This is a genomic window from Faecalibacterium sp. IP-1-18, from assembly GCF_023347355.1.
GTDB lineage: Bacteria > Bacillota > Clostridia > Oscillospirales > Ruminococcaceae > Faecalibacterium > Faecalibacterium prausnitzii.
The window spans coordinates 1899891-1918427 of record NZ_CP094472.1 but is presented as its reverse complement, the minus strand read 5'-3'; the positions used below and the strand labels follow the sequence as shown (position 1 = coordinate 1918427).

The window sequence follows — 18537 nt, the reverse complement described above, 5'->3', positions numbered from 1 at the left end:
ACCATCTAGCTGTTGTGTTCCGGGCCGGAAAAATGCCCTGCAGCAGCGCAGGAAGGAGAAAAATCCCGTTGACTGAAGATAAAATAAAGGAGCAGCAGCCTGCTGCGCAGCCTGTACGGCAGCCCCGCCGCCAGAAGCTGCGCTCGCTGTGGGCGCAGTTCCAATGCCGGGGCGTGCTGCGGCGGCACAGGATTCGCCGCAAGCGTCAGCACCGCTGGGAAAAGCTGTGGCACAAGCTGCTGCACAATCCCATAGCACCTATGGTGGGCGAGACGCTGTACGCCATCGGCTTTTCCGCCGAGTATGCCGTGGTCCGTACAGGACGCCGCTTGCAGCATGGGCTGCGGCGTCTGCTGCAAACGGTCAGAGAACTGCTGAAAAATATTGCATTCATGGCCTTTCCCGGGGCGGCGCAGCTGCTGCGGGATCTGTTCGGCCCGGTAGTGCTTGCCCTGCGGGGCACCGGGGCGCTGCTGCGCCACGCACACCGGGTACGCAAGGAAAACGGCTTTGGTGCTGCGCTGCGCGCAAGCGGCCACTTTCTTGCCCATGGCATCGCTGACAACATCCGCCTTGTGCCCCGCATGGCTATGTATGTGCTGCCGGTGGCAGCGCTGGCTGTTATGGTGACCGTGTTCCAGACCACCATCCGCCAGCCCTACGCTTTGCAGGTGCAAGTGGACGACAAGACCGTGGGCTATGTGGCCAACGAAGAGGTGTTTAACTCTGCACTGGAAGCTGTGCAGCAGCGTATCAATTATTCCGGCGCAGAGCAGGCGCACTTTACCGTGGAGCCTACTTATTCCGTGACCGTCGCCCATGACGTGATGGACGAAAATGACGTGGCTGACGCCATCCTTAAGAATTCCAGCGACCAGATCAGCGAGGGCACTGCCCTATATCTGGACGGTGAGCTGACCGCCGTGTGTGCGGACGGCAACAGCCTGCAACGGTACATCAGCAGCCTGCTGGAACCCTACGAGAACCCCGATGACCCCAACACCACCGTGGGCTTTAACAAGGATGTCACGCTGGAAAACGGCATCTACTTCAACGAGAGCTTCCAGGAGGAAGCCGAGGTGGAGCAGTTGCTCTCCGGCGTGCAGCAGGCGGAAAAATCCTATACGGTGCAGAGCGGCGATACCATCTGGTCTATTGCCCAGAAAAACGGCCTGACCGTGAAGGAACTGTGCGAGATGAACACCGGCTTTACCGCCAACGGGGAAAACGGCCTGACCCAGAACTCCAAGATCCTGCCCGGCGATGCACTGACCGTGGTGCGGGAGGAGGAGACGCTGGAGGTGCGCATCACCAAGGTGGAAAGCTGGGAGGAAGAGATCGCCTACACCACCGAGACCACCAAGTCCAAAGAGCTGAACTCCGGTACCAAGCGCGTTACCCAGAAGGGCGAGAACGGCATCCGCACCGTGACGGCACAGCGGGTGTACGATGCAAACGGCAATCAGCTTTCCCAGCAGATTTTGAGCACTGTGGTGACCAAGGAGCCTGTGACTGAAAAAGTTACGGTGGGCACCAAAAAGGTGTCCTCCGGTGCATCCTATATCACCGGCAGCGGACGGTTCATCTGGCCGGTGCCCGGCTATCGGAACTGCTCCCGCTGGTACGGCGGCAGCCACAAGGGCGTGGATATCTGCGCCGCCGCCGGTACGCCCATTTACGCTTCGGCAGGCGGTACGGTGACCAAGGCCGGCTATAACCGCGCCGGTGCGGGTACAGGCTACGGCAACTCCATCATCATCAGCCACGGCAACGGCTACACCACCTTGTACGCCCACTGCCTGTCGCTGGTGGTGCACGCCGGTCAGTCGGTCAAGCAGGGTCAGCTCATCGGCTATGTGGGCAGCACCGGACGTTCCAGCGGCAACCACTGCCACTTCGAGATCCGGCGCAACGGCTCTTACATCGCACCGCAGAACGTGTTCAACCGCAGCAAATATCGGTAAATAGCAGCAAGGGCTTTTCCGCAGGGGGAAAGCCCCTCTGCTGTATCATGAATAAAAAGGAGAGATCATCTATGTCTACCCCTCACATCAGCGCAGAAATGGGCGATTTCGCCAAGACAGTCCTTATGCCGGGTGACCCCCTGCGTGCCAAATTTATTGCCGACACCTTTTTGCAGGATGTCCGGCAGGTGACTGGCGTGCGCGGGATGCTGGGCTTTACCGGCACCTACGAAGGCCGCCCCATCAGCGTGATGGGCAGCGGTATGGGGATGCCCTCCATCGGCATCTACTCCTACGAGCTGTTCAACTTCTACGGCGTGGAAAATATCATCCGCATCGGTTCTGCTGGCAGCTATACCGAGAAGGCCAAGCTGTTTGACACCGTGCTGGCTACCGGTGCTGTGAGCGAGAGCAACTACGCCCGGGTGCAGAGCGGCTTTACCGGCAACATCACCCTGCCCAGCGCAGCCCTGAACGAAAAGCTGCGTGCCTCCGCTGCAAAGCAGGGCATTCCCCTGATCGAGGGCAACATCCATTCCTCGGATGTGTTCTACCGCCAGCCCTCGGACGCAAAGCCCACCTACTGGGAAAAGTTGCGGGACGAGGACGGCTGCCTGTGCGTGGAGATGGAAAGCTTTGCTCTGTTTGCCAACGCGCAGGTGCTGGGCAAGAACGCCGCCTGCCTGCTGACCATCTCGGACAGCTTTGTGGCCCCCGGCATTACCACCGCCGAGGAGCGCCAGAAGAGCTTTACCGACATGATGAAGGTCGCTCTGGGCGCAGAGTACTGATCGCATAACTTTCCAGCGCGGCTGCCGCCCCAAGGCACAGCCGCGCTGTTTTTGCCCGTAAAAGGAGGAAACAGCATGACGAAACTGACCATGGAAGAAAAACAGCAGCTGATCCGCATGGCACTGGCCGCACGGGAAAAGGCCTATGCGCCTTACAGTGATTTTATGGTGGGCGCTGCACTGCGCGCTGCGGATGGCCGCATCTTTACCGGCTGCAACGTGGAGAACGCCGCCTTTACCCCCACCAGCTGCGCCGAGCGCACCGCCCTGTTCAAGGCGGTGGCGGAAGGTGTGACCGCGTTTACGGATATTGCGGTGGTGGGCAGCCGCCGGGGCGAAGTGAACCGGCAGATCACCTCGCCCTGCGGGGTGTGCCGTCAGGCACTATTCGAGTTTGGCGGGCCGGAGCTGAACGTCATTATGGCAAAGACCCCGGAGGACTTCATTGAGCGCAGCATGGACGAGCTGCTGCCCTTCGGCTTTGGCCCCTCCAACGTGGCGGGCAACAGCGCCGTGGAAGGAAAGTAACTGTCCTTCTGCGAAAAACAGCGCAAGCAGGGGAAATTTGGTGAATAAGCATTACTTTTTTATAAATTATACAAGGGATTTGTAAAGAATTTGTAATCGGAAATTGCTTGCATCTGTCACTTCCACCCGCTATACTTGAGCCAGTAGATGTGCCAGAGTGCACATTTCATTCATTTGACGCAATTTTTTAAAATAAAAGGAGAGTTTCTTATGAAGATTTCTCGTCGTAACTTTCTGGCTGTGGCCGGTGCTGCTGCCGCTGCCGCTGCTCTGACCGCCTGCGGCGGTTCCTCCGCTTCCTCTACCAGCACTGCTTCTTCCGCAGCTGCCAGCTCTTCCGCCGCTTCCGGCGCAGCAGACGGCGCTGAGAAGATCGCTAAGGTCGCTCTGACCTGCGATACTGGCACGATCGATGATGAGAGCTTCAACCAGGCTTGCTGGGCTGCTGTTTCCAGCTACATGGGCGACAACTGCCAGTACTACATCCCCGATTCCGATGCTTCCGATGAGGATCGCGAGACCATGATCCGTCAGGCTGTCAACGACGGCGCCGACGTTATCGTCTGCGTTGGCTACCTGTACGGCGCATCTCTGGCATGGGCTGCTGAGCAGTACCCCGACATCAAGTTCATCGCGATCGATGTGACCCAGGGCGATATCGGCACCGACAGCATCCCCGCCAACTGCTACTGCATCACCTTCAAGGAGGAGCAGGCAGGCTATCTGGCAGGCTACGCCGTTGTTAAGGACGGCTACACCAAGCTGGGCTTCCTGGGCGGCATGGCTGTGCCCGCCGTTATCCGTTACGGCTACGGCTATGTGCAGGGCGCTGACGCTGCTGCAAAGGAGCTGGGCACCAACATTGACATCAACTACTTCTACGGCGGCCAGTTCTACGGCGATGCCAACATCACCTCCCGTATGGAGGGCTGGTATGCCAACGGCACCCAGATCGTCTTTGCCTGCGGCGGCGGCATCTACACTTCCGCTGTCGAGGCTGCTCTGAAGAACAACGGCTACGTTGTGGGCGTTGACGTTGACCAGAACTACATCGGTGCTAATGGCGTTGAGAAGGACGGCTACGCTTACAACCCGTTCATCACCTCTGCCATGAAGGGCCTGTCTGAGTCTGTCAGCACCGCTCTGGGCGACATCGAGGCCGGCGAGTGGAGCAACATCGCTGCTACCAACGGTAACTTCGGTCTGGAGGATGGCGACTATGTTGGTCTGCCCACTGCTGATGACAGCTGGAACTTCAAGACCTTCACCAAGGACGAGTACGAGACCCTGAAGAGCAAGATCGCTTCCGGCGAGCTCGTTGTGGACAACAGCTCTGACGACGCTACCAAGCCCACCGTCAGCGAGTTCACCAAGGTCAACTACATCCAGTAATCGCTATCCCGGAATTACTCCCGTAATAGGGGCGGGGTGCTCATGCAGGGGCACCCCGCCCTTTTTGTATGCCTGTGTGGGAGAAACAGGTAGGAAATCATGCAGACCGTACAAAAGTAATACTTTTACTTGTGCTTTTTGACAAAAAATCAAAAAGCCGTGTGCAAACTGCAAAAAATCAGGTATAATGGGTTGTAGTATAGAAAAAGGTGTCGTTACGGCACGAAAGGAGAGTGAGCAGATTGGCAGAGGATTATGTGATCGAGATGCTCCACATTACCAAGGAATTCCCCGGTATCAAGGCAAACGATGATATCACCCTGCAACTGCGCAAGGGCGAGGTACACGCCCTTCTGGGCGAGAACGGTGCGGGCAAAAGTACGCTGATGAGCGTGCTGTTCGGCCTGTATCAGCCGGAACAGGGCAAGATCCTGAAAAACGGCAAGGAGGTTGCCATCCGCAACCCCAACGATGCCAACGCACTGGGCATCGGCATGGTGCACCAGCATTTCAAGCTGGTGGAATGCTTCAGCGTGCTGGACAACATCATTCTGGGCGTTGAGCCCAACAAGATGGGCTTTTTGCAGAAGGCCGAGGCACGCAAAAAGGTGATGGCGCTGAGCAAAAAGTACGGCCTGCGGGTGGACCCGGACGCCCTGGTCAGCGATATCTCGGTGGGTATGCAGCAGCGCGTGGAGATCCTGAAGATGCTGTACCGCGACAACGAGATCCTGATCTTTGACGAGCCCACCGCTGTGTTGACCCCGCAGGAGATCGACGAACTGATGGAGATCATGCGCGGGTTCAAGAAGGAGGGCAAGTCCATCCTGTTCATCACCCATAAGCTCAACGAGATCATGGCTGTGGCCGACCGCTGCACCGTGCTGCGCAAGGGCAAGTATATGGGCACGGTGGATATCAAGGGTACCACCAAGGAAGAGCTTTCCCGCCGCATGGTGGGCCGTGACGTGCAGCTGCAGGTAGAAAAGCAGCCCGCGCACCCCGGCGAGACTGTGCTGGACGTGGAAAACGTTACCATCCACAACGACCAGCGCAAGAAGGATGTGGTGAAGGACGTGTCCTTCAAGGTGCACGCAGGCGAGATCGTCTGTCTGGCGGGCATCGAGGGCAACGGCCAGACCGAGTTCATCTACGGCCTGACCGGCCTGAGCAAGCTGTCTAGCGGCAAGCTTACGCTGGACGGCAAGGATATCACCCACGAGAGCATCCGCCAGCGCGCCAAGGACGGCATGGGTCACATCCCGGAGGACCGCCACAAGCACGGTCTTGTGCTGGATTTCAGTCTGGAAAACAACATCGTGCTGCAGCGCTACTGGCAGCCGGAGTTCCAGAAGGGTGGCTTTATCCGTGCCGATAAGGTGCGCGAGTACTCTGACCGGCTGATTGAGCAGTACGACGTGCGCAGCGGTCAGGGCAGTTTGACCACCGTGCGCAGTATGTCCGGCGGCAACCAGCAGAAGGCCATCATTGCCCGCGAGATCGACCGCGACCCCAAGCTGCTGGTGGCAGTGCAGCCTACCCGTGGTCTGGACGTGGGTGCCATTGAGTACATCCACCGCCAGATCGTGGCCGAGCGCGACAAGGGCAAGGCCGTGCTGCTGGTCAGCTTGGAGCTGGACGAGGTGATGAACCTTTCTGACCGCATCCTTGTAATGTACGAGGGCGAGATCGTGGGCGAGTTTGACCCCAAGACCACCACCGTGCAGGAGCTGGGTCTGTATATGGCAGGCGCCCGCAAGCAGGGAAAGGAGGAGCAGTAACACATGAATAAGAAAAAACTTTCCCGCAGCGGCAGCCTGCAAAGCTCTGTTACCAGCGTGCTGGCTGCACTGCTGTGCATCCTGATTGGTTTGCTGGTGGGCTTTCTGGTGCTGGTAGCCATCAACCCCGCACACGCATGGGGCGATGGCTTTGTGCGCATCATCAAGGGCGGTTTCCACGATGCCCCCTACGGCGTGGGCAAGGAGCTTGCCAATGCCGCACCCCTGATTATGACCGGTCTGTCCGTGGCCTTTGCCTTCAAGACCGGCCTGTTCAACATCGGTGCAGCCGGTCAGTATACGCTGGGCGCTTACGGTGCGCTGTACTGCGCCATTATGCTCAAGCTGCCCTGGTTCGTCTGCCTGCTGGCAGCAGCGGTGCTGGGCGGGTTGTGGGGCGCGATCCCCGGCTTTTTCAAGGCCTACTTCAACATCAACGAGGTCATTACCTCCATCATGTTCAACTGGATCGGCCTGTATCTGGTAAATGAACTCATCTACCAGAACGGCACCGGCCCCATGTACGACGTGCGCAACACCCGTACTTTGAACCTGAGCAAAAACGCCGATTTTGCCCAGTCCCTGATCCCGGACTTCGGCCTGAACAAGCTGTTCCAGACCAATAGCACCACCATTGCCATCTTCTTGGCGGCAGCGGTGGCCGTGCTGATCTGGGTGGTGCTGAACAAGACCACCTTCGGCTACGAGCTCAAGGCCGTTGGCCTGAACAAGAACGCCGCCCGTTACGCCGGTATCAACGAGAAGAAGAACATCATCCTCTCCATGGCCATTGCCGGTGCGCTGGCAGGCTTCGGCGCAGGTTTGTTCTATCTGTCCAACGTGTCCCAGTGGAACCCGCTGAACTCCACCAGCCTGCCGGGCATGGGCTTCAACGGTATCTCGGTGGCACTGCTGGCAAGCTCCAACCCCATTGGCACCGTGTTCTCTGCGCTGTTCATCTCCCATATCTCGGTCGGCGGCTCCTTCCTGTCCACCAAGTTTTACCCCACTGAGATCTCGGATCTGATCAGCGGCATCATCATCTATCTGTGCGCATTCTCCATGCTGTTCCGCGGCAAGATCCAGAGCCTGCTGTTCCGGAATGCCGAAAAGACCAATGTGAACGCAGAGCCTGCGCCTGCCGCAGAAAAGACCAAAAAGGAGGGCAAGTAATATGCTGCTTCTGATCAAATATACCCTGCTGTACGGTATCGTGCTGATGCTGGTGGCACTGGGCGGTATGTTCAGCGAACACTCCGGTATCATCAACATTGCACTGGAGGGCATCATGGTCATCGGCGGTGTGGCCGGTGTGCTTACCCTGACCATGCTGCCTGCAAGCCTTTCGCCCTTCCTTGTGGTGCTGATCTCCATTCTGGTGGCAGCGCTGGCGGGCGTGATCTACAGCCTGCTGCTGGCTTTTGCCTCCATCAACCTGAAGGCAGACCAGACCATCGGCGGCACGGCACTGAACCTGCTGGCTACCGCCATTGCCGTGGTCATCTCCAAGTACTTCAGCGAGAGCGGCAGCGCCAAGCTGAACTACTCCAACAAGCCCTTCCTGTTCAGCATCGGCGGGCTGGAGCTCAGCGTGTTCGTGCCGCTGGGGCTGATCTTGCTGGTGGTCAGCTATATCGTGCTGTACAAGACCCGCTTCGGCCTGCGTCTGCGTGCCTGCGGCGAGCATCCGCAGGCTGCGGACTCGGTGGGCATCAACGTCTACAAGATGCGCTACGCCGGTGTCATCCTTTCCGGTGCGCTGGGCGCGATCGGCGGTCTGGCTTATATCGTGCCCCCGGTGCAGACCTGGAACTTTGAAGTCGGCGTGGCCGGTGCAGGCTTTCTGGCACTGGCAGTTATGATCTTTGGCCAGTGGAAGCCCTTCCACATCTTTGGCGCAGCCATGTTCTTTGCTGTGTTCAAGAGCCTTGCCAACATTGCAGACTCCACCTTCCTTGCGCAGCTGCACTGGTCCAGCAACATCTATAACATGATGCCCTTCGTGGCATCCATGATCATTCTGGCCTTCACTTCCAAGAACAGCATGGCACCCAAGGCCGAGGGTATTCCCTACGACAAGGGCTCCCGTTAAACGCTTTCGCTAAAAATCCATAAAAAGGGCATCCGCAGCCATCAAAGTGCTGCGGATGCCCTTTTTTGTACGGGAAATGGCAAATTTTGTTCATTTGTTTGCCGGCAGAAAATGGCATTTTCTGCTTGTAAAATACGCCGGGATATGTTATCATTAAAAAACGAATGTGTATCTATAGGAACCCGGTGTACATTTCTTGCACTGCGGAACAACAAGAAAGGTGAGTTTCTCTACTATGGACGAAAAAACAACTATGGGACAGCCGCTCCGAAGCATGGAGGACGAGGAGACCATTGATCTGATGGAGCTGGCGCGCCTGCTGTGGGCGCATATTGTGCAGATCGTGGCAGCAGCTGTTGCGGCAGCGCTGATCTGCCTGCTGGTGTGTATGTTTGCGCTTACACCCAAGTATCAGGCTTCTATCAATATGATCGTGAACACCCGGCAGGATAATTCCTCTACCTTTACCAGTGATAACTTCAACTCTGCCAAGAACCTAATCAGCACCTATGCGGTCATCATCAAGGGCAACACCGTGCTGAACGAGGTGATCGACAAACTGGATCTGGATATGACCTACACCGAGTTGTATAAGATGGTGGAAGTTGCCGATGTGGACTCTACCCAGATCATGAAGATCACGGTCACCGATACCGATGCAGAGCGCGCAGGCGAGATCGCACAGACCATTGCCGACATCGTGCCCGATGTGCTGGTGGAAAAGGTGGAAGCCGGTTCCTGCAAGACGGTGAGCGATGTGATCATCGATCCCAACAAGGTGTTCCCCCAGACCAAGAAGTACGTTGTGCTGGCAGGTCTGCTGGGCGCTGTGGTGGTTTGCGGCATTCTGGTGCTGGCACATCTGCTGCACGATACCGTTGTGGACGACGAAGATATCCAGAAGAAGCTCGGCCTGCCCGTGCTGGGCCTGATCCCGGAGGTGTAAGACGATGTGGAAGCTGTTTAACAAAAAGAACAAAACTGACGACGAGCACCGTACTCTGCAGCTGATCACCGATAAAAAGATGCCCTTTGGCTATGTGGAGGCCTACAAGTCTCTGCGCACCAATCTGGACTTTATGGCAGGCTCCATGGACGTGCACACGTTGGTCATCACCAGTACTGTGCCGGAGGAATCCAAGAGCAACGTGGCAGTCAATCTGGCACTGACGCTGGCCGAAAGCGGCAAAAAGGTGGCTCTGGTAGACTGCGACCTGCGCAAGCCGGTGCTGCACCGCTACCTGAAGGCAGGCCATAACGTAAAGGGCGTTTCCAACGTGCTGTCCAACCAGTGCACGCTGGACGAGGCGCTGCAGGAGCTGAAGGAAATGAATCTGACCTTCCTGCCCGCAGGCACCCCGCCGCCGAACCCCTCCGAGATGCTGAGCCAGCCGCAGATGCAGGCCATGGTCAACACCCTGCGGGAAAAGTTCGATGTGGTCATCTTTGATGCACCCCCGGTGTCCGTGGTCACCGATGCAGCCGTCATCGGCCGCTATGTGGACGGCGCAATGTTCGTGGTGCGCTCTGACTACGCCCCCGCCGATGCAGTGCGCGGCGCGGTGAAGAAGCTGCAGGATGCCGGTGTCCGGGTGCTGGGCAGCGTGCTGACCCGCTACGACATGAAGAAGGCGCTCAAGGGCTCCAGCTACGCATACAGCTATGCCTATAATTACAATTATGCCTACGAAAAACAGAAGGCTGATGTTGTTGAATAAGGAAGCGCTGCTATGACTGATCTGCATTGTCACATTTTGCCCGGCATTGATGACGGCGCAAAGGATACAGCGGTCTCGCTGGAGCTGCTGCGCAGGGAATATGAGGACGGTGTGCGCAATATCGCCTTCACCAGCCACTTCAACAGCGAACGTACCACGGTGGAAGCCTTTACAGCAAAGCGACAGGCTGCCTTTGAGCAGCTGACCGCCGCACTGGAGGGACAGCCCATGCAGTTTGACTTCAAGCTGGGCGCAGAGGTGTTCTTCTCTCCCGGTCTGTGCGAGCTGGATACCCGGGCGCTGTGTATGGGGGATACCGCCTATCTGCTGCTGGAGTTTCCCACCACCCACAAGCCGCACTTTATCCGGCAGACGCTGTACCAGCTGCAGCAGCAGGGCATCGTGCCGCTGATCGCGCATATCGAGCGCTATCCCTATGTGCTGGAGGACCCCACTCTGCTGTACGACTGGGTGGCCGCCGGTGCTTATGCACAGATCAATGCAGGGGCACTGCTGGAGCCCAAGCTGTGCAAAAAACTGTGCAAGTTCATTCAGTGGGGATTAGTCCATGTCATCTCCACCGACACCCATTCCCCGGACAAGCGCCCGCCCCGTATGGCACAGGGAGTGCAGCAGCTGGAAAAGCTGCTTGGCAAGGAGACGGCTGCCCGCATCGTGCGCAACGGCGATGAACTGTTCCATGATCAGGAGCTGGACGCTGCGACCCTGCATCAGCCCAAAAAGTTTTTGGGAATGTGGGTCTGATCCAATTAGTAAGGAGAAAACTGCCCGGGCGGAGGAATACTCTGCCCGGGCAGCGGATTTTGATATGAAGAAAAATAAGGTCCTGAAAATCGTGTTGATCGTGCTGGGCACGCTGGTGGCATTGTTGGCAGCAGCTGTCCTTGGTGTGCTGCTCTATCTTCGCAGCATGGCAGCCAGTCTGCCGGAAACCCTGCCGGATGCCCCGGCAGACAGCACACAGTTCACCCTGACGGATGATGAGATCGATAAGCTGCTCAGCGGTGAGATCACGCTGGAGGAACTGGCAGATGAAGCCGCCGCGTCCGGCAGCGGGGAACAGGAGGCATCCGCCAGCGCTCCGCAGCAGGAGACAGGTGCGGTTTCCTCCCCGGCAGGTTCTTCTGCTTCTTCGGGGAGTGCTGCCTCCCGGACGGAGAGCAGCAGTACAGCGTCCTCCAGCAAGCAGGAGACTGCCGGTACAGCCAATTCCGGTACAGAAAAACCGGCGTCCTCCTCCGGCAAACAGGAGGCCGGCTACGAGGCCGAGGTCAAGGCACTGCTGCGGCAGCTGTACAGCGTCAAGGCACGCGCCGAGGCAGAGCTGAACAGCTGCATTGCCGGAGCAAAGGCAGAGTTCAAATCGCTGCCGGAGTCTCAGCAGACACAGGCGCGCAAGATATCCATCGTGCTGGCCAGAAGTGGCAGACTGTATGCGATGCAGGCCTCCTATGATAAGGAAGTGGAGAGCATCGTCAGCCAGATGCGCGCCATTCTGACCGCCAACGGCCAGAGCACCGCACTGGCGGATCAGGCCATGGCCTCCTATAAGGCACAGAAGAGCGCCATGTACTCCCGGCTGACCGCAAAACTGTACTCCTGACCCGCAAAACGACCACGGACCATCCGCAGCACATCTCCCGGGCACTGACTGTGCCGGAAAGGGGCTGCGGATGGTTTTGTTTTGCCTTTTTGCTGTAATATGGAGAAAAATGCCAAGGACATGGAGGGATGACTCTGCGGCAGAGACGCTGCCTTTTATGCCGACAGGGGAGGGCGGATTGTACGCGCCAACGGAACAATCCCCCAAAAGGCCGGAAAAGTAGCACTTTTACCTACTAATATACAGGAAATTTGTATAAAGTATAAGATTTCACTCATGCTTTGCTATAATAAAGTGAATTCTTTTCATGTAAATTGACAAAAATCGTGGTTATCCTTATAATAAATAGAGTGTTTCTCGGGTATGGACGATGGCGTTTGTGCAACCGCAAGATGCCATCGTTTTATTATTCGCTTTTCTGTCCGCGTGCCAAGGACAGACGTCCGCTATGTGTGAGGCTGGCGGACTGCGGGAAAGTGTGGCTCGGCCTGAGAGCAAAAACAGTAATTCATTGATAGGATTGGAGTGGCATCAAACGATGGCAAAGTACATCATCAAGCGTGTCGCAATGGGTATCTTCAGTATCTTCATTGTGGCCACGGTTACCTTTTTTGTCATGAACCTGGTCCCCGGTGGCCCGTTCGTGGCAGAAAAGTCCATCAGTACCGCTGCTCAGCAGGCTCTGGCCGAAAAGTATGGCCTTGATAAGCCGCTGAGTGTGCAGTACGTCAACTACATGAAGAGCCTTCTGCACGGCGATCTGGGTCTGAGCCTGCGTCAGCGCGGCCGTACCGTGAACCAGATCATTGCCAGCAAGCTGCCGGTGTCCTGCCGCCTGGCAGGCATTGCAGTGGTTGTGGCTCTGTGCGTGGGCATCCCGCTGGGCTGCATTTCCGCTTACAACCGCGGTAAGTGGCTGGATAACGTTATTATCGTGTTTGCAACCTGCGGCATCGCGATCCCCAGCTTTATTTCCAGCGTGCTGCTATTGTACCAGTTTGGTATGAAAATGAAGGTGCTGCCCACCGTTGGTCTGAACAGCGCAGCTGCCTATATCATGCCGGTCACTGCACTGGCCATCTATCCCTCGGCTTATATCACCCGTTTGATGCGCTCCAGCCTGCTGGACGTTATGGGTCAGGATTATATGCGCACTGCCCGCGCAAAGGGCGTGTCCCAGTTCATGATCCTGTTCAAGCACGCACTGCGCAACGCCATTCTGCCTGTCATCACCTACGTCGGCCCCATGCTGGCCAGCCTGATGACCGGTTCTTTCGTGGTGGAAAAAATCTTCTCCGTGCCCGGTCTGGGCCGCGACTTCGTGTCTGCCATCACCAACCGTGACTACACCATGATTATGGGCACCACCATCCTGCTGTCCAGCATGGTCATCATTGCAAACGTGGTCGTGGATATCCTTTATAAGATCATCGACCCGCGCATCAAGCTGCAGTAAGAGAAAGGAGCGATTTTCATGGAAAACATTAAAAAGAATCCGCTCAGCCTGCAGCTCAACGCGGAGGATTTTCTGCCCGCCAGCAATGAAGAAAAGCAGAGCCTGGTGGTCATGCGCGAAAGCGTCAACTTCTGGAAGGACGGTATCCGCCGCCTGAAGAAGAACAAGATCGCCATGGTCAGCTTTGTGTTCATCATTGCCATTGCCATCTTTGCCTACCTGCTGCCCGCCGTCTGGCCTTACAGCTACTCCGAGCAGATGAAGGGCAGCAACAACCTGAAGCCTTTCGAGTACTCTGCTTCCGAGCAGGCACGTATCGATGCAGGCGAAAAGGTGTTCCCGCACATTCTGGGCACCGACCGTATGGGCCGTGACTTCGCTGTGCGTATCATGATGGGCACCCGCGTCAGCCTGTCCGTCGGTCTGATCGCTTCTGTGCTGGTGCTGATCATCGGCGCCACCTATGGTGCGGTTGCGGCTTTTGCCGGCGGCTGGGTGGACAATATCATGATGCGTATTACAGATATCCTGTACACCATCCCCGATATTCTGCTGATCATCCTGCTGGGCATGGCTCTGAAAGATCCGCTGGATAAGCTGGCCACACAGCCTGGCTTTAAGTGGATGCAGACCTTGGGCCCCAACATGATCTCCATCTTCATCATCTTTGCTCTGTTGTACTGGGTCGGCATGGCGCGTATCGTCCGCAGCCAGATCCTGATCCTGAAGGAGAGCGAGTACGTTACCGCTGCCCGCGCACTGGGCGCTTCCAGCGGCCGTATCATCAAAAAGCATCTGCTCACCAACTGCATCGGCACCCTGATCGTTACCACCACCCTGCAGATCCCGGCCTCCATCTTCACCGAGAGCTACCTGAGCTTCATCGGTCTGGGTGTTGCAGCCCCGCTGCCTTCTCTGGGTTCTCTGGCTACCGATGCAGTCAAGGGCATGAACACCTACCCCCATCTGCTGATCGCCCCCGCACTGATGATCAGCGTGATGATCCTTGTGTTCAACCTGTTCGGCGATGGCCTGCGCGATGCCTTTGACCCGAAGCTGAAGAATTGATGAGGTGAACAGAAATGAGCGAGAAAATTCTTGATATCAAAGATGAACGCCTTTCTTTCTTCACCCCTGCGGGCGAAGTAAAGGCACTGAACGGCGTTTCCTTTACCATGAATCAGGGCGATGTTCTGGGCGTTGTGGGCGAGTCCGGCTCCGGTAAGTCGGTCACCGCCTACTCCGTTATGGGCCTGACCGCTTATCCCGGCAAGCTGGTGGGCGGCAAGGTGTGGTTCAACGGCCACGAGATCGAGAACATGAAGGAGAAGGACTTCCGCAAGATCCGCGGCAACGAGGTCTCCATCATCTTCCAGGACCCCATGACCAGCCTGAACCCGGTGTACACCATCGGCAACCAGATCGTGGAGGTCATCCGCCTGCACACCGATAAGAACAAGGCCGATGCATGGGCACGCGCCAAGGAGCTGCTGGAGCTGGTTGGCATCAATGAGCCCGAGAAGCGTCTGAAGCAGTACCCCCACGAGCTGTCCGGCGGTATGCGTCAGCGCGTGATGATCGCCATTGCACTGGCCTGTGAGCCTAAGCTGCTGATTGCCGATGAGCCCACCACCGCACTGGATGTGACCATTCAGGCACAGATCCTTGAGCTGATGCAGGATCTGCGCAAGAAGCTGGGCATGAGCATCATCATGATCACCCATGATCTGGGCGTTGTGGCTTCCATGTGCGAGAAGATCGCCGTCATGTACGCCGGCCACATCGTGGAGTACGGCACCACTGACGAGATCTTCTATCAGCCGGGTCACGAGTACACCAAGGGTCTGATCAACTCCATCCCCAAGCTGAACACCGCAGAGCACGAGCGCCTTGTGCCTATCGAGGGCACCCCTGTGGACCTGCTGAATCCGCCGGCAGGCTGCCCCTTTGCGCCCCGCTGCAAGAACTGCATGAAGATCTGTCTGAGCAAGATGCCCCCGCGCACCGAGCTCAGCGATACCCATTATACCTACTGCTGGCTGCAGCAGAAGGCTGCATTTGAGAAAGGGGAAAAGGCAGAATGAGTGAACACAAGACGCTGGTTGAAGTCCAGCACCTGCAGCAGTATTTCCCCGCCGGCGGTGTGGGCAAGAACCGCAAGTACGTTCAGGCTGTGGACGACGTAAGCTTTGCCATCCGCAAGGGCGAGACCCTTGGTCTGGTAGGCGAGTCCGGCTGTGGCAAGACCACTACCGGCCGCACCCTGCTGCGCCTGTACGAGCCCACCGGCGGTAAGATCTACTATGACGGCAACCTGCTGTTCGATAAGGACAATAAGATCGCAGTGGATATGCTGCCCTACCGCCGCCGGATGCAGATCGTTTTTCAGGATCCCTACGCAAGTCTGGACCCCCGCATGACCATTGGCGACATCGTGGGTGAGGGCATTGATATCCATCATCTGGCCGAGAACGAAAAGGACCGCCACGATAAGATCATCGCCCTGCTGGAGCGCGTTGGTCTGAACAGCGAGCACGCAAACCGCTACTGCCACGAGTTCTCCGGCGGTCAGCGTCAGCGCGTGGGCATTGCCCGTGCACTGGCTGTGAACCCCGAGTTCATCGTTTGTGACGAGCCTGTCTCTGCACTGGACGTTTCCATTCAGGCTCAGGTCGTCAATATGTTCGAGGATCTGCAGCAGGAGATGGGTCTGACCTACCTGTTCATCGCCCATGACCTGAGCGTTGTCAAGCACATCTCCAACCGCATCGGCGTCATGTATCTGGGCAAGATGGTGGAGCTGGCCGACAGCTACGAGCTGATCACTCACAGCATCCACCCCTACACCCGCAGCCTGATCTCTGCAATTCCGGTGGCAGACCCCATTACGGCCCGTCAGTCCAAGCGTATCGTGCTGCAGGGCGATGTGCCCAGCCCCCTGAACCCGCCGTCCGGTTGCCGTTTCCGCACCCGCTGCCCCTATGCAGACGAGCAGTGCGCCAACGAGGTGCCCGAGTTCAAGGAAGTCTCCACCGGCCACTGGGCAGCCTGCCATCACCTTGACCGCGTGAAGTGAGAACACTTCACGCCGGTAAAAAGTGAAAGCAATTCAACTTAGCGCTGAAATGTTGTCACAAAATGGTTACAGTCCAAGTTTTGGGCTTGTAACCGGTATGAGAACGCATTATAATCATTCGTGTTCCTCCGGTGTACATTTGCACCGGATCGAATATAGAGGCGGCTGGGGGAACCTGGCACACTCAAATTTGATATAAGGGAAGGATATTATTATGAAACGCATTTCTCGTCGTAATTTCCTCAAGGTTGCAGGCGTGGGTGCCGCTGCTCTGGGTCTGGCAGCCTGTGGCGGCAGCAAGTCCGGTTCTACCGCAACCTCCGGCACTGCTTCCTCCGCTGCTGGTTCTTCTACCGGCAGTGTCAACACCGCTGGCTTTACCGTCCAGTACGGCCCCAACCCCGAGACTCTGGATCCCTCTTTGAACAGCGCTGTTGATGGCGCCAACACCATCATCACCATCTTCGAGCCCCTGCTGATCATCAACGAGAACAACGAAGTTATTGGTGGCCAGGCTGAGAGCTGGGAAGAAAGCGAGGACGGCCTGACCTGGACCTTCACCATGCGTGACGGTCTGAAGTGGAGCGACGGCACCGACCTGACCGCTAAGGACTTTGAGTACAGCTTCAAGCGTATGGTCAACCCCGACACCGCAGCTCCCTACGCAGAGACCTGCCTGGGCATGATCGATGGCTTTGACGCAGCTGCCGGCTTCCCCGATGCAGACGGCAACCCCACTGCAGAGCCCAACCCCGATGCTCTGAACGTCAAGGCAAGCGACGACGGCAAGACCCTGACCATCGTGCTGTCCTACCCCTGCTCCTACTTCGACAAGATGGCCGCATTCGCATCCATGAGCCCTGTGCAGCAGGCTACCGTTGAGGCCAACGGCGATGCATGGTGCACCTCCGCTGAGACCTTCGTCTCCAACGGTCCCTACATGATCACCGAGTGGACCCCCTCCGAGCGTATCGTTCTGTCCAAGAACCCCAACTACGTTGGCGGCTGGGATAGCTCTAAGATCGTTTCCGACAGCATCACCCTGCTGCTGCTGGAGGACTCTTCCGCTTGCTTCGCTGCTTATAACAGCGGCGAGGCTGTCCTGATCAAGGACGTGCCCACCGACGAGATCCCCAGCCTGACCAAGGCAGAGGATGGCGGCGACTTCTATGTTGACACCATTCTGGGCACCTATTACGTCAGCATGAACCTGCAGCGCGATGCCTTCAAGGATGCCAAGGTCCGCAAGGCTCTGGCTCTGGCTATCGACCGCGACTACGTTGCCAACACCATCATGCAGGGCACCTACTCTGCTGCTTCCAACCTGGTCGGCCCTGGCATCGTGGACGCGCAGGGCTACTTCTACGATAACGCGAACGGCGGTTCTCCCTACATTGCAGCTGACTACGAGGCAAATATGGCCGAGGCTAAGAAGCTGCTGGAAGAGGCTGGCTATCCCAATGGCGAGGGCTACCCCACCATCGAGTACAGCACCAACGATGCCGGCTACCATGTGCCTCTGGCAGAGTACCTGCAGCAGGTCTGGGGTGATCTGGGCATTACCCTGACCATCAGCAAGATGGAGTGGTCTGCCTTCACCGCCGCTCGTCGTGCAGGCGAGTACGATGTTGCCCGTAACGGCTGGGTCATGGACTACAACGATCCTTCCAACATGGTCGAGATGTTCTGCACCGACAACGGCAACAACGATGGTAAGTACTCCAACCCTGACTTCGATGCTGCTGTTGAGGCCTCCAAGGTTGCTGATCCTGCCGAGCACTTTGCTCAGCTGCATAAGGCTGAGGACGTCCTGATGGAGGATATGGGCTGCATCCCCGTTGCTTACTACAACGACTTCTGGCTGCAGAGCTCTTCTCTGAAGGGCGTCTGGCACAGCCCCTACGGCTACTGGTACTTCCAGTACGGCTACATCGAGGAGTGATTTCCTCCCTGTGCTGTGCAGCGTAAGCTGAACCGTAAACTATAAGCACTAAGCACCCCGCTGACCGGAAACGGTTGGCGGGGTGCTTTTTTGCTGTTGTTTTGTAAAAAAAGACAAGTGCTCGGTTTCGCCGATGCACTCGTCTTTTATATGTAAACCAGATTGAAAAGGTG

16 protein-coding genes are annotated in these 18537 nt (G+C 57.2%); all 16 read left to right on the top strand.

Annotated elements, in window-relative coordinates:
- Positions 1-68 precede the first annotated feature (68 nt).
- The 16 genes from MTP43_RS08980 (at position 69) to MTP43_RS08905 (ending at position 18364) form a co-directional block, all read left to right on the top strand.
- On the top strand, positions 69-1964 hold the full coding sequence (locus MTP43_RS08980) for a M23 family metallopeptidase (RefSeq protein WP_223474264.1): 1896 nt from the start codon (positions 69-71) through the stop codon (positions 1962-1964).
- 71 nt (positions 1965-2035) lie between these two features.
- Complete coding sequence (deoD, locus tag MTP43_RS08975; RefSeq protein WP_097785890.1) at positions 2036-2755, top strand: purine-nucleoside phosphorylase; 720 nt, start codon at positions 2036-2038, stop codon at positions 2753-2755.
- A 75-nt stretch (positions 2756-2830) separates the two neighbouring features.
- Positions 2831-3283, top strand: a complete 453-nt coding sequence (gene cdd, locus MTP43_RS08970) for a cytidine deaminase (RefSeq protein ID WP_015537831.1) — start codon at positions 2831-2833, stop codon at positions 3281-3283.
- Positions 3284-3493: 210 nt separating this feature from the next.
- A complete protein-coding gene (locus MTP43_RS08965; RefSeq protein WP_113621171.1) occupies positions 3494-4675 on the top strand; it encodes a BMP family lipoprotein in 1182 nt (393 codons plus the stop codon).
- A 266-nt stretch (positions 4676-4941) separates the two neighbouring features.
- Positions 4942-6456 (top strand): ABC transporter ATP-binding protein, encoded by a 1515-nt coding sequence (locus tag MTP43_RS08960; protein WP_217285227.1) that lies wholly within the window; start codon positions 4942-4944, stop codon positions 6454-6456.
- A gap of 3 nt (positions 6457-6459) precedes the next feature.
- Positions 6460-7629, top strand: a complete 1170-nt coding sequence (locus tag MTP43_RS08955; RefSeq protein WP_117929816.1) for an ABC transporter permease — start codon at positions 6460-6462, stop codon at positions 7627-7629.
- A 1-nt stretch (position 7630) separates the two neighbouring features.
- Positions 7631-8548 (top strand): ABC transporter permease, encoded by a 918-nt coding sequence (locus MTP43_RS08950; protein WP_117526317.1) that lies wholly within the window; start codon positions 7631-7633, stop codon positions 8546-8548.
- Between the two features lie 235 nt (positions 8549-8783).
- The gene (locus tag MTP43_RS08945) at positions 8784-9494 is read left to right on the top strand and encodes a YveK family protein (RefSeq protein WP_249234763.1); all 711 of its coding nucleotides are present in this window, start codon (positions 8784-8786) and stop codon (positions 9492-9494) included.
- Positions 9495-9498: 4 nt separating this feature from the next.
- Positions 9499-10266 (top strand): CpsD/CapB family tyrosine-protein kinase, encoded by a 768-nt coding sequence (locus MTP43_RS08940; RefSeq protein WP_117526315.1) that lies wholly within the window; start codon positions 9499-9501, stop codon positions 10264-10266.
- 12 nt (positions 10267-10278) lie between these two features.
- Positions 10279-11031 carry a tyrosine-protein phosphatase gene (locus MTP43_RS08935; RefSeq protein ID WP_112090292.1) on the top strand — a complete coding sequence of 251 codons (753 nt, stop codon included), beginning with the start codon at positions 10279-10281 and terminating at the stop codon, positions 11029-11031.
- Positions 11032-11095: 64 nt separating this feature from the next.
- Positions 11096-11890, top strand: a complete 795-nt coding sequence (locus MTP43_RS08930) for a hypothetical protein (RefSeq protein WP_249234762.1) — start codon at positions 11096-11098, stop codon at positions 11888-11890.
- Between the two features lie 538 nt (positions 11891-12428).
- Positions 12429-13346, top strand: a complete 918-nt coding sequence (locus MTP43_RS08925) for an ABC transporter permease (protein WP_249234761.1) — start codon at positions 12429-12431, stop codon at positions 13344-13346.
- An 18-nt stretch (positions 13347-13364) separates the two neighbouring features.
- Positions 13365-14414, top strand: a complete 1050-nt coding sequence (locus MTP43_RS08920) for an ABC transporter permease (RefSeq protein WP_097783576.1) — start codon at positions 13365-13367, stop codon at positions 14412-14414.
- Positions 14415-14428: 14 nt separating this feature from the next.
- Complete coding sequence (locus tag MTP43_RS08915) at positions 14429-15430, top strand: ABC transporter ATP-binding protein (RefSeq protein ID WP_097785899.1); 1002 nt, start codon at positions 14429-14431, stop codon at positions 15428-15430.
- A complete protein-coding gene (locus MTP43_RS08910) occupies positions 15427-16422 on the top strand; it encodes an ABC transporter ATP-binding protein (protein ID WP_005923266.1) in 996 nt (331 codons plus the stop codon). The genes MTP43_RS08915 and MTP43_RS08910 overlap by 4 nt, the downstream gene beginning before the upstream one ends.
- A gap of 214 nt (positions 16423-16636) precedes the next feature.
- The gene (locus MTP43_RS08905; protein WP_249234760.1) at positions 16637-18364 is read left to right on the top strand and encodes a peptide ABC transporter substrate-binding protein; all 1728 of its coding nucleotides are present in this window, start codon (positions 16637-16639) and stop codon (positions 18362-18364) included.
- Positions 18365-18537 lie beyond the last annotated feature (173 nt).

What these genes read in the sequence shown, in the direction of transcription:
- MTP43_RS08935 (WP_112090292.1), top strand. Translation starts at nt 10,279, where the DNA reads ATGACTGATCTGCATTGTCACATTTTGCCCGGCATTGATGACGGCGCA.
- MTP43_RS08940 (WP_117526315.1), top strand. Translation starts at nt 9,499, where the DNA reads ATGTGGAAGCTGTTTAACAAAAAGAACAAAACTGACGACGAGCACCGT.
- MTP43_RS08960 (WP_217285227.1), top strand. Translation starts at nt 4,942, where the DNA reads ATGCTCCACATTACCAAGGAATTCCCCGGTATCAAGGCAAACGATGAT.
- MTP43_RS08925 (WP_249234761.1), top strand. Translation starts at nt 12,429, where the DNA reads ATGGCAAAGTACATCATCAAGCGTGTCGCAATGGGTATCTTCAGTATC.
- MTP43_RS08965 (WP_113621171.1), top strand. Translation starts at nt 3,494, where the DNA reads ATGAAGATTTCTCGTCGTAACTTTCTGGCTGTGGCCGGTGCTGCTGCC.
- MTP43_RS08945 (WP_249234763.1), top strand. Translation starts at nt 8,784, where the DNA reads ATGGACGAAAAAACAACTATGGGACAGCCGCTCCGAAGCATGGAGGAC.
- MTP43_RS08930 (WP_249234762.1), top strand. Translation starts at nt 11,096, where the DNA reads ATGAAGAAAAATAAGGTCCTGAAAATCGTGTTGATCGTGCTGGGCACG.
- MTP43_RS08910 (WP_005923266.1), top strand. Translation starts at nt 15,427, where the DNA reads ATGAGTGAACACAAGACGCTGGTTGAAGTCCAGCACCTGCAGCAGTAT.
- MTP43_RS08920 (WP_097783576.1), top strand. Translation starts at nt 13,365, where the DNA reads ATGGAAAACATTAAAAAGAATCCGCTCAGCCTGCAGCTCAACGCGGAG.
- MTP43_RS08905 (WP_249234760.1), top strand. Translation starts at nt 16,637, where the DNA reads ATGAAACGCATTTCTCGTCGTAATTTCCTCAAGGTTGCAGGCGTGGGT.
- MTP43_RS08955 (WP_117929816.1), top strand. Translation starts at nt 6,460, where the DNA reads ATGAATAAGAAAAAACTTTCCCGCAGCGGCAGCCTGCAAAGCTCTGTT.
- cdd (WP_015537831.1), top strand. Translation starts at nt 2,831, where the DNA reads ATGACGAAACTGACCATGGAAGAAAAACAGCAGCTGATCCGCATGGCA.
- MTP43_RS08950 (WP_117526317.1), top strand. Translation starts at nt 7,631, where the DNA reads ATGCTGCTTCTGATCAAATATACCCTGCTGTACGGTATCGTGCTGATG.
- MTP43_RS08915 (WP_097785899.1), top strand. Translation starts at nt 14,429, where the DNA reads ATGAGCGAGAAAATTCTTGATATCAAAGATGAACGCCTTTCTTTCTTC.
- deoD (WP_097785890.1), top strand. Translation starts at nt 2,036, where the DNA reads ATGTCTACCCCTCACATCAGCGCAGAAATGGGCGATTTCGCCAAGACA.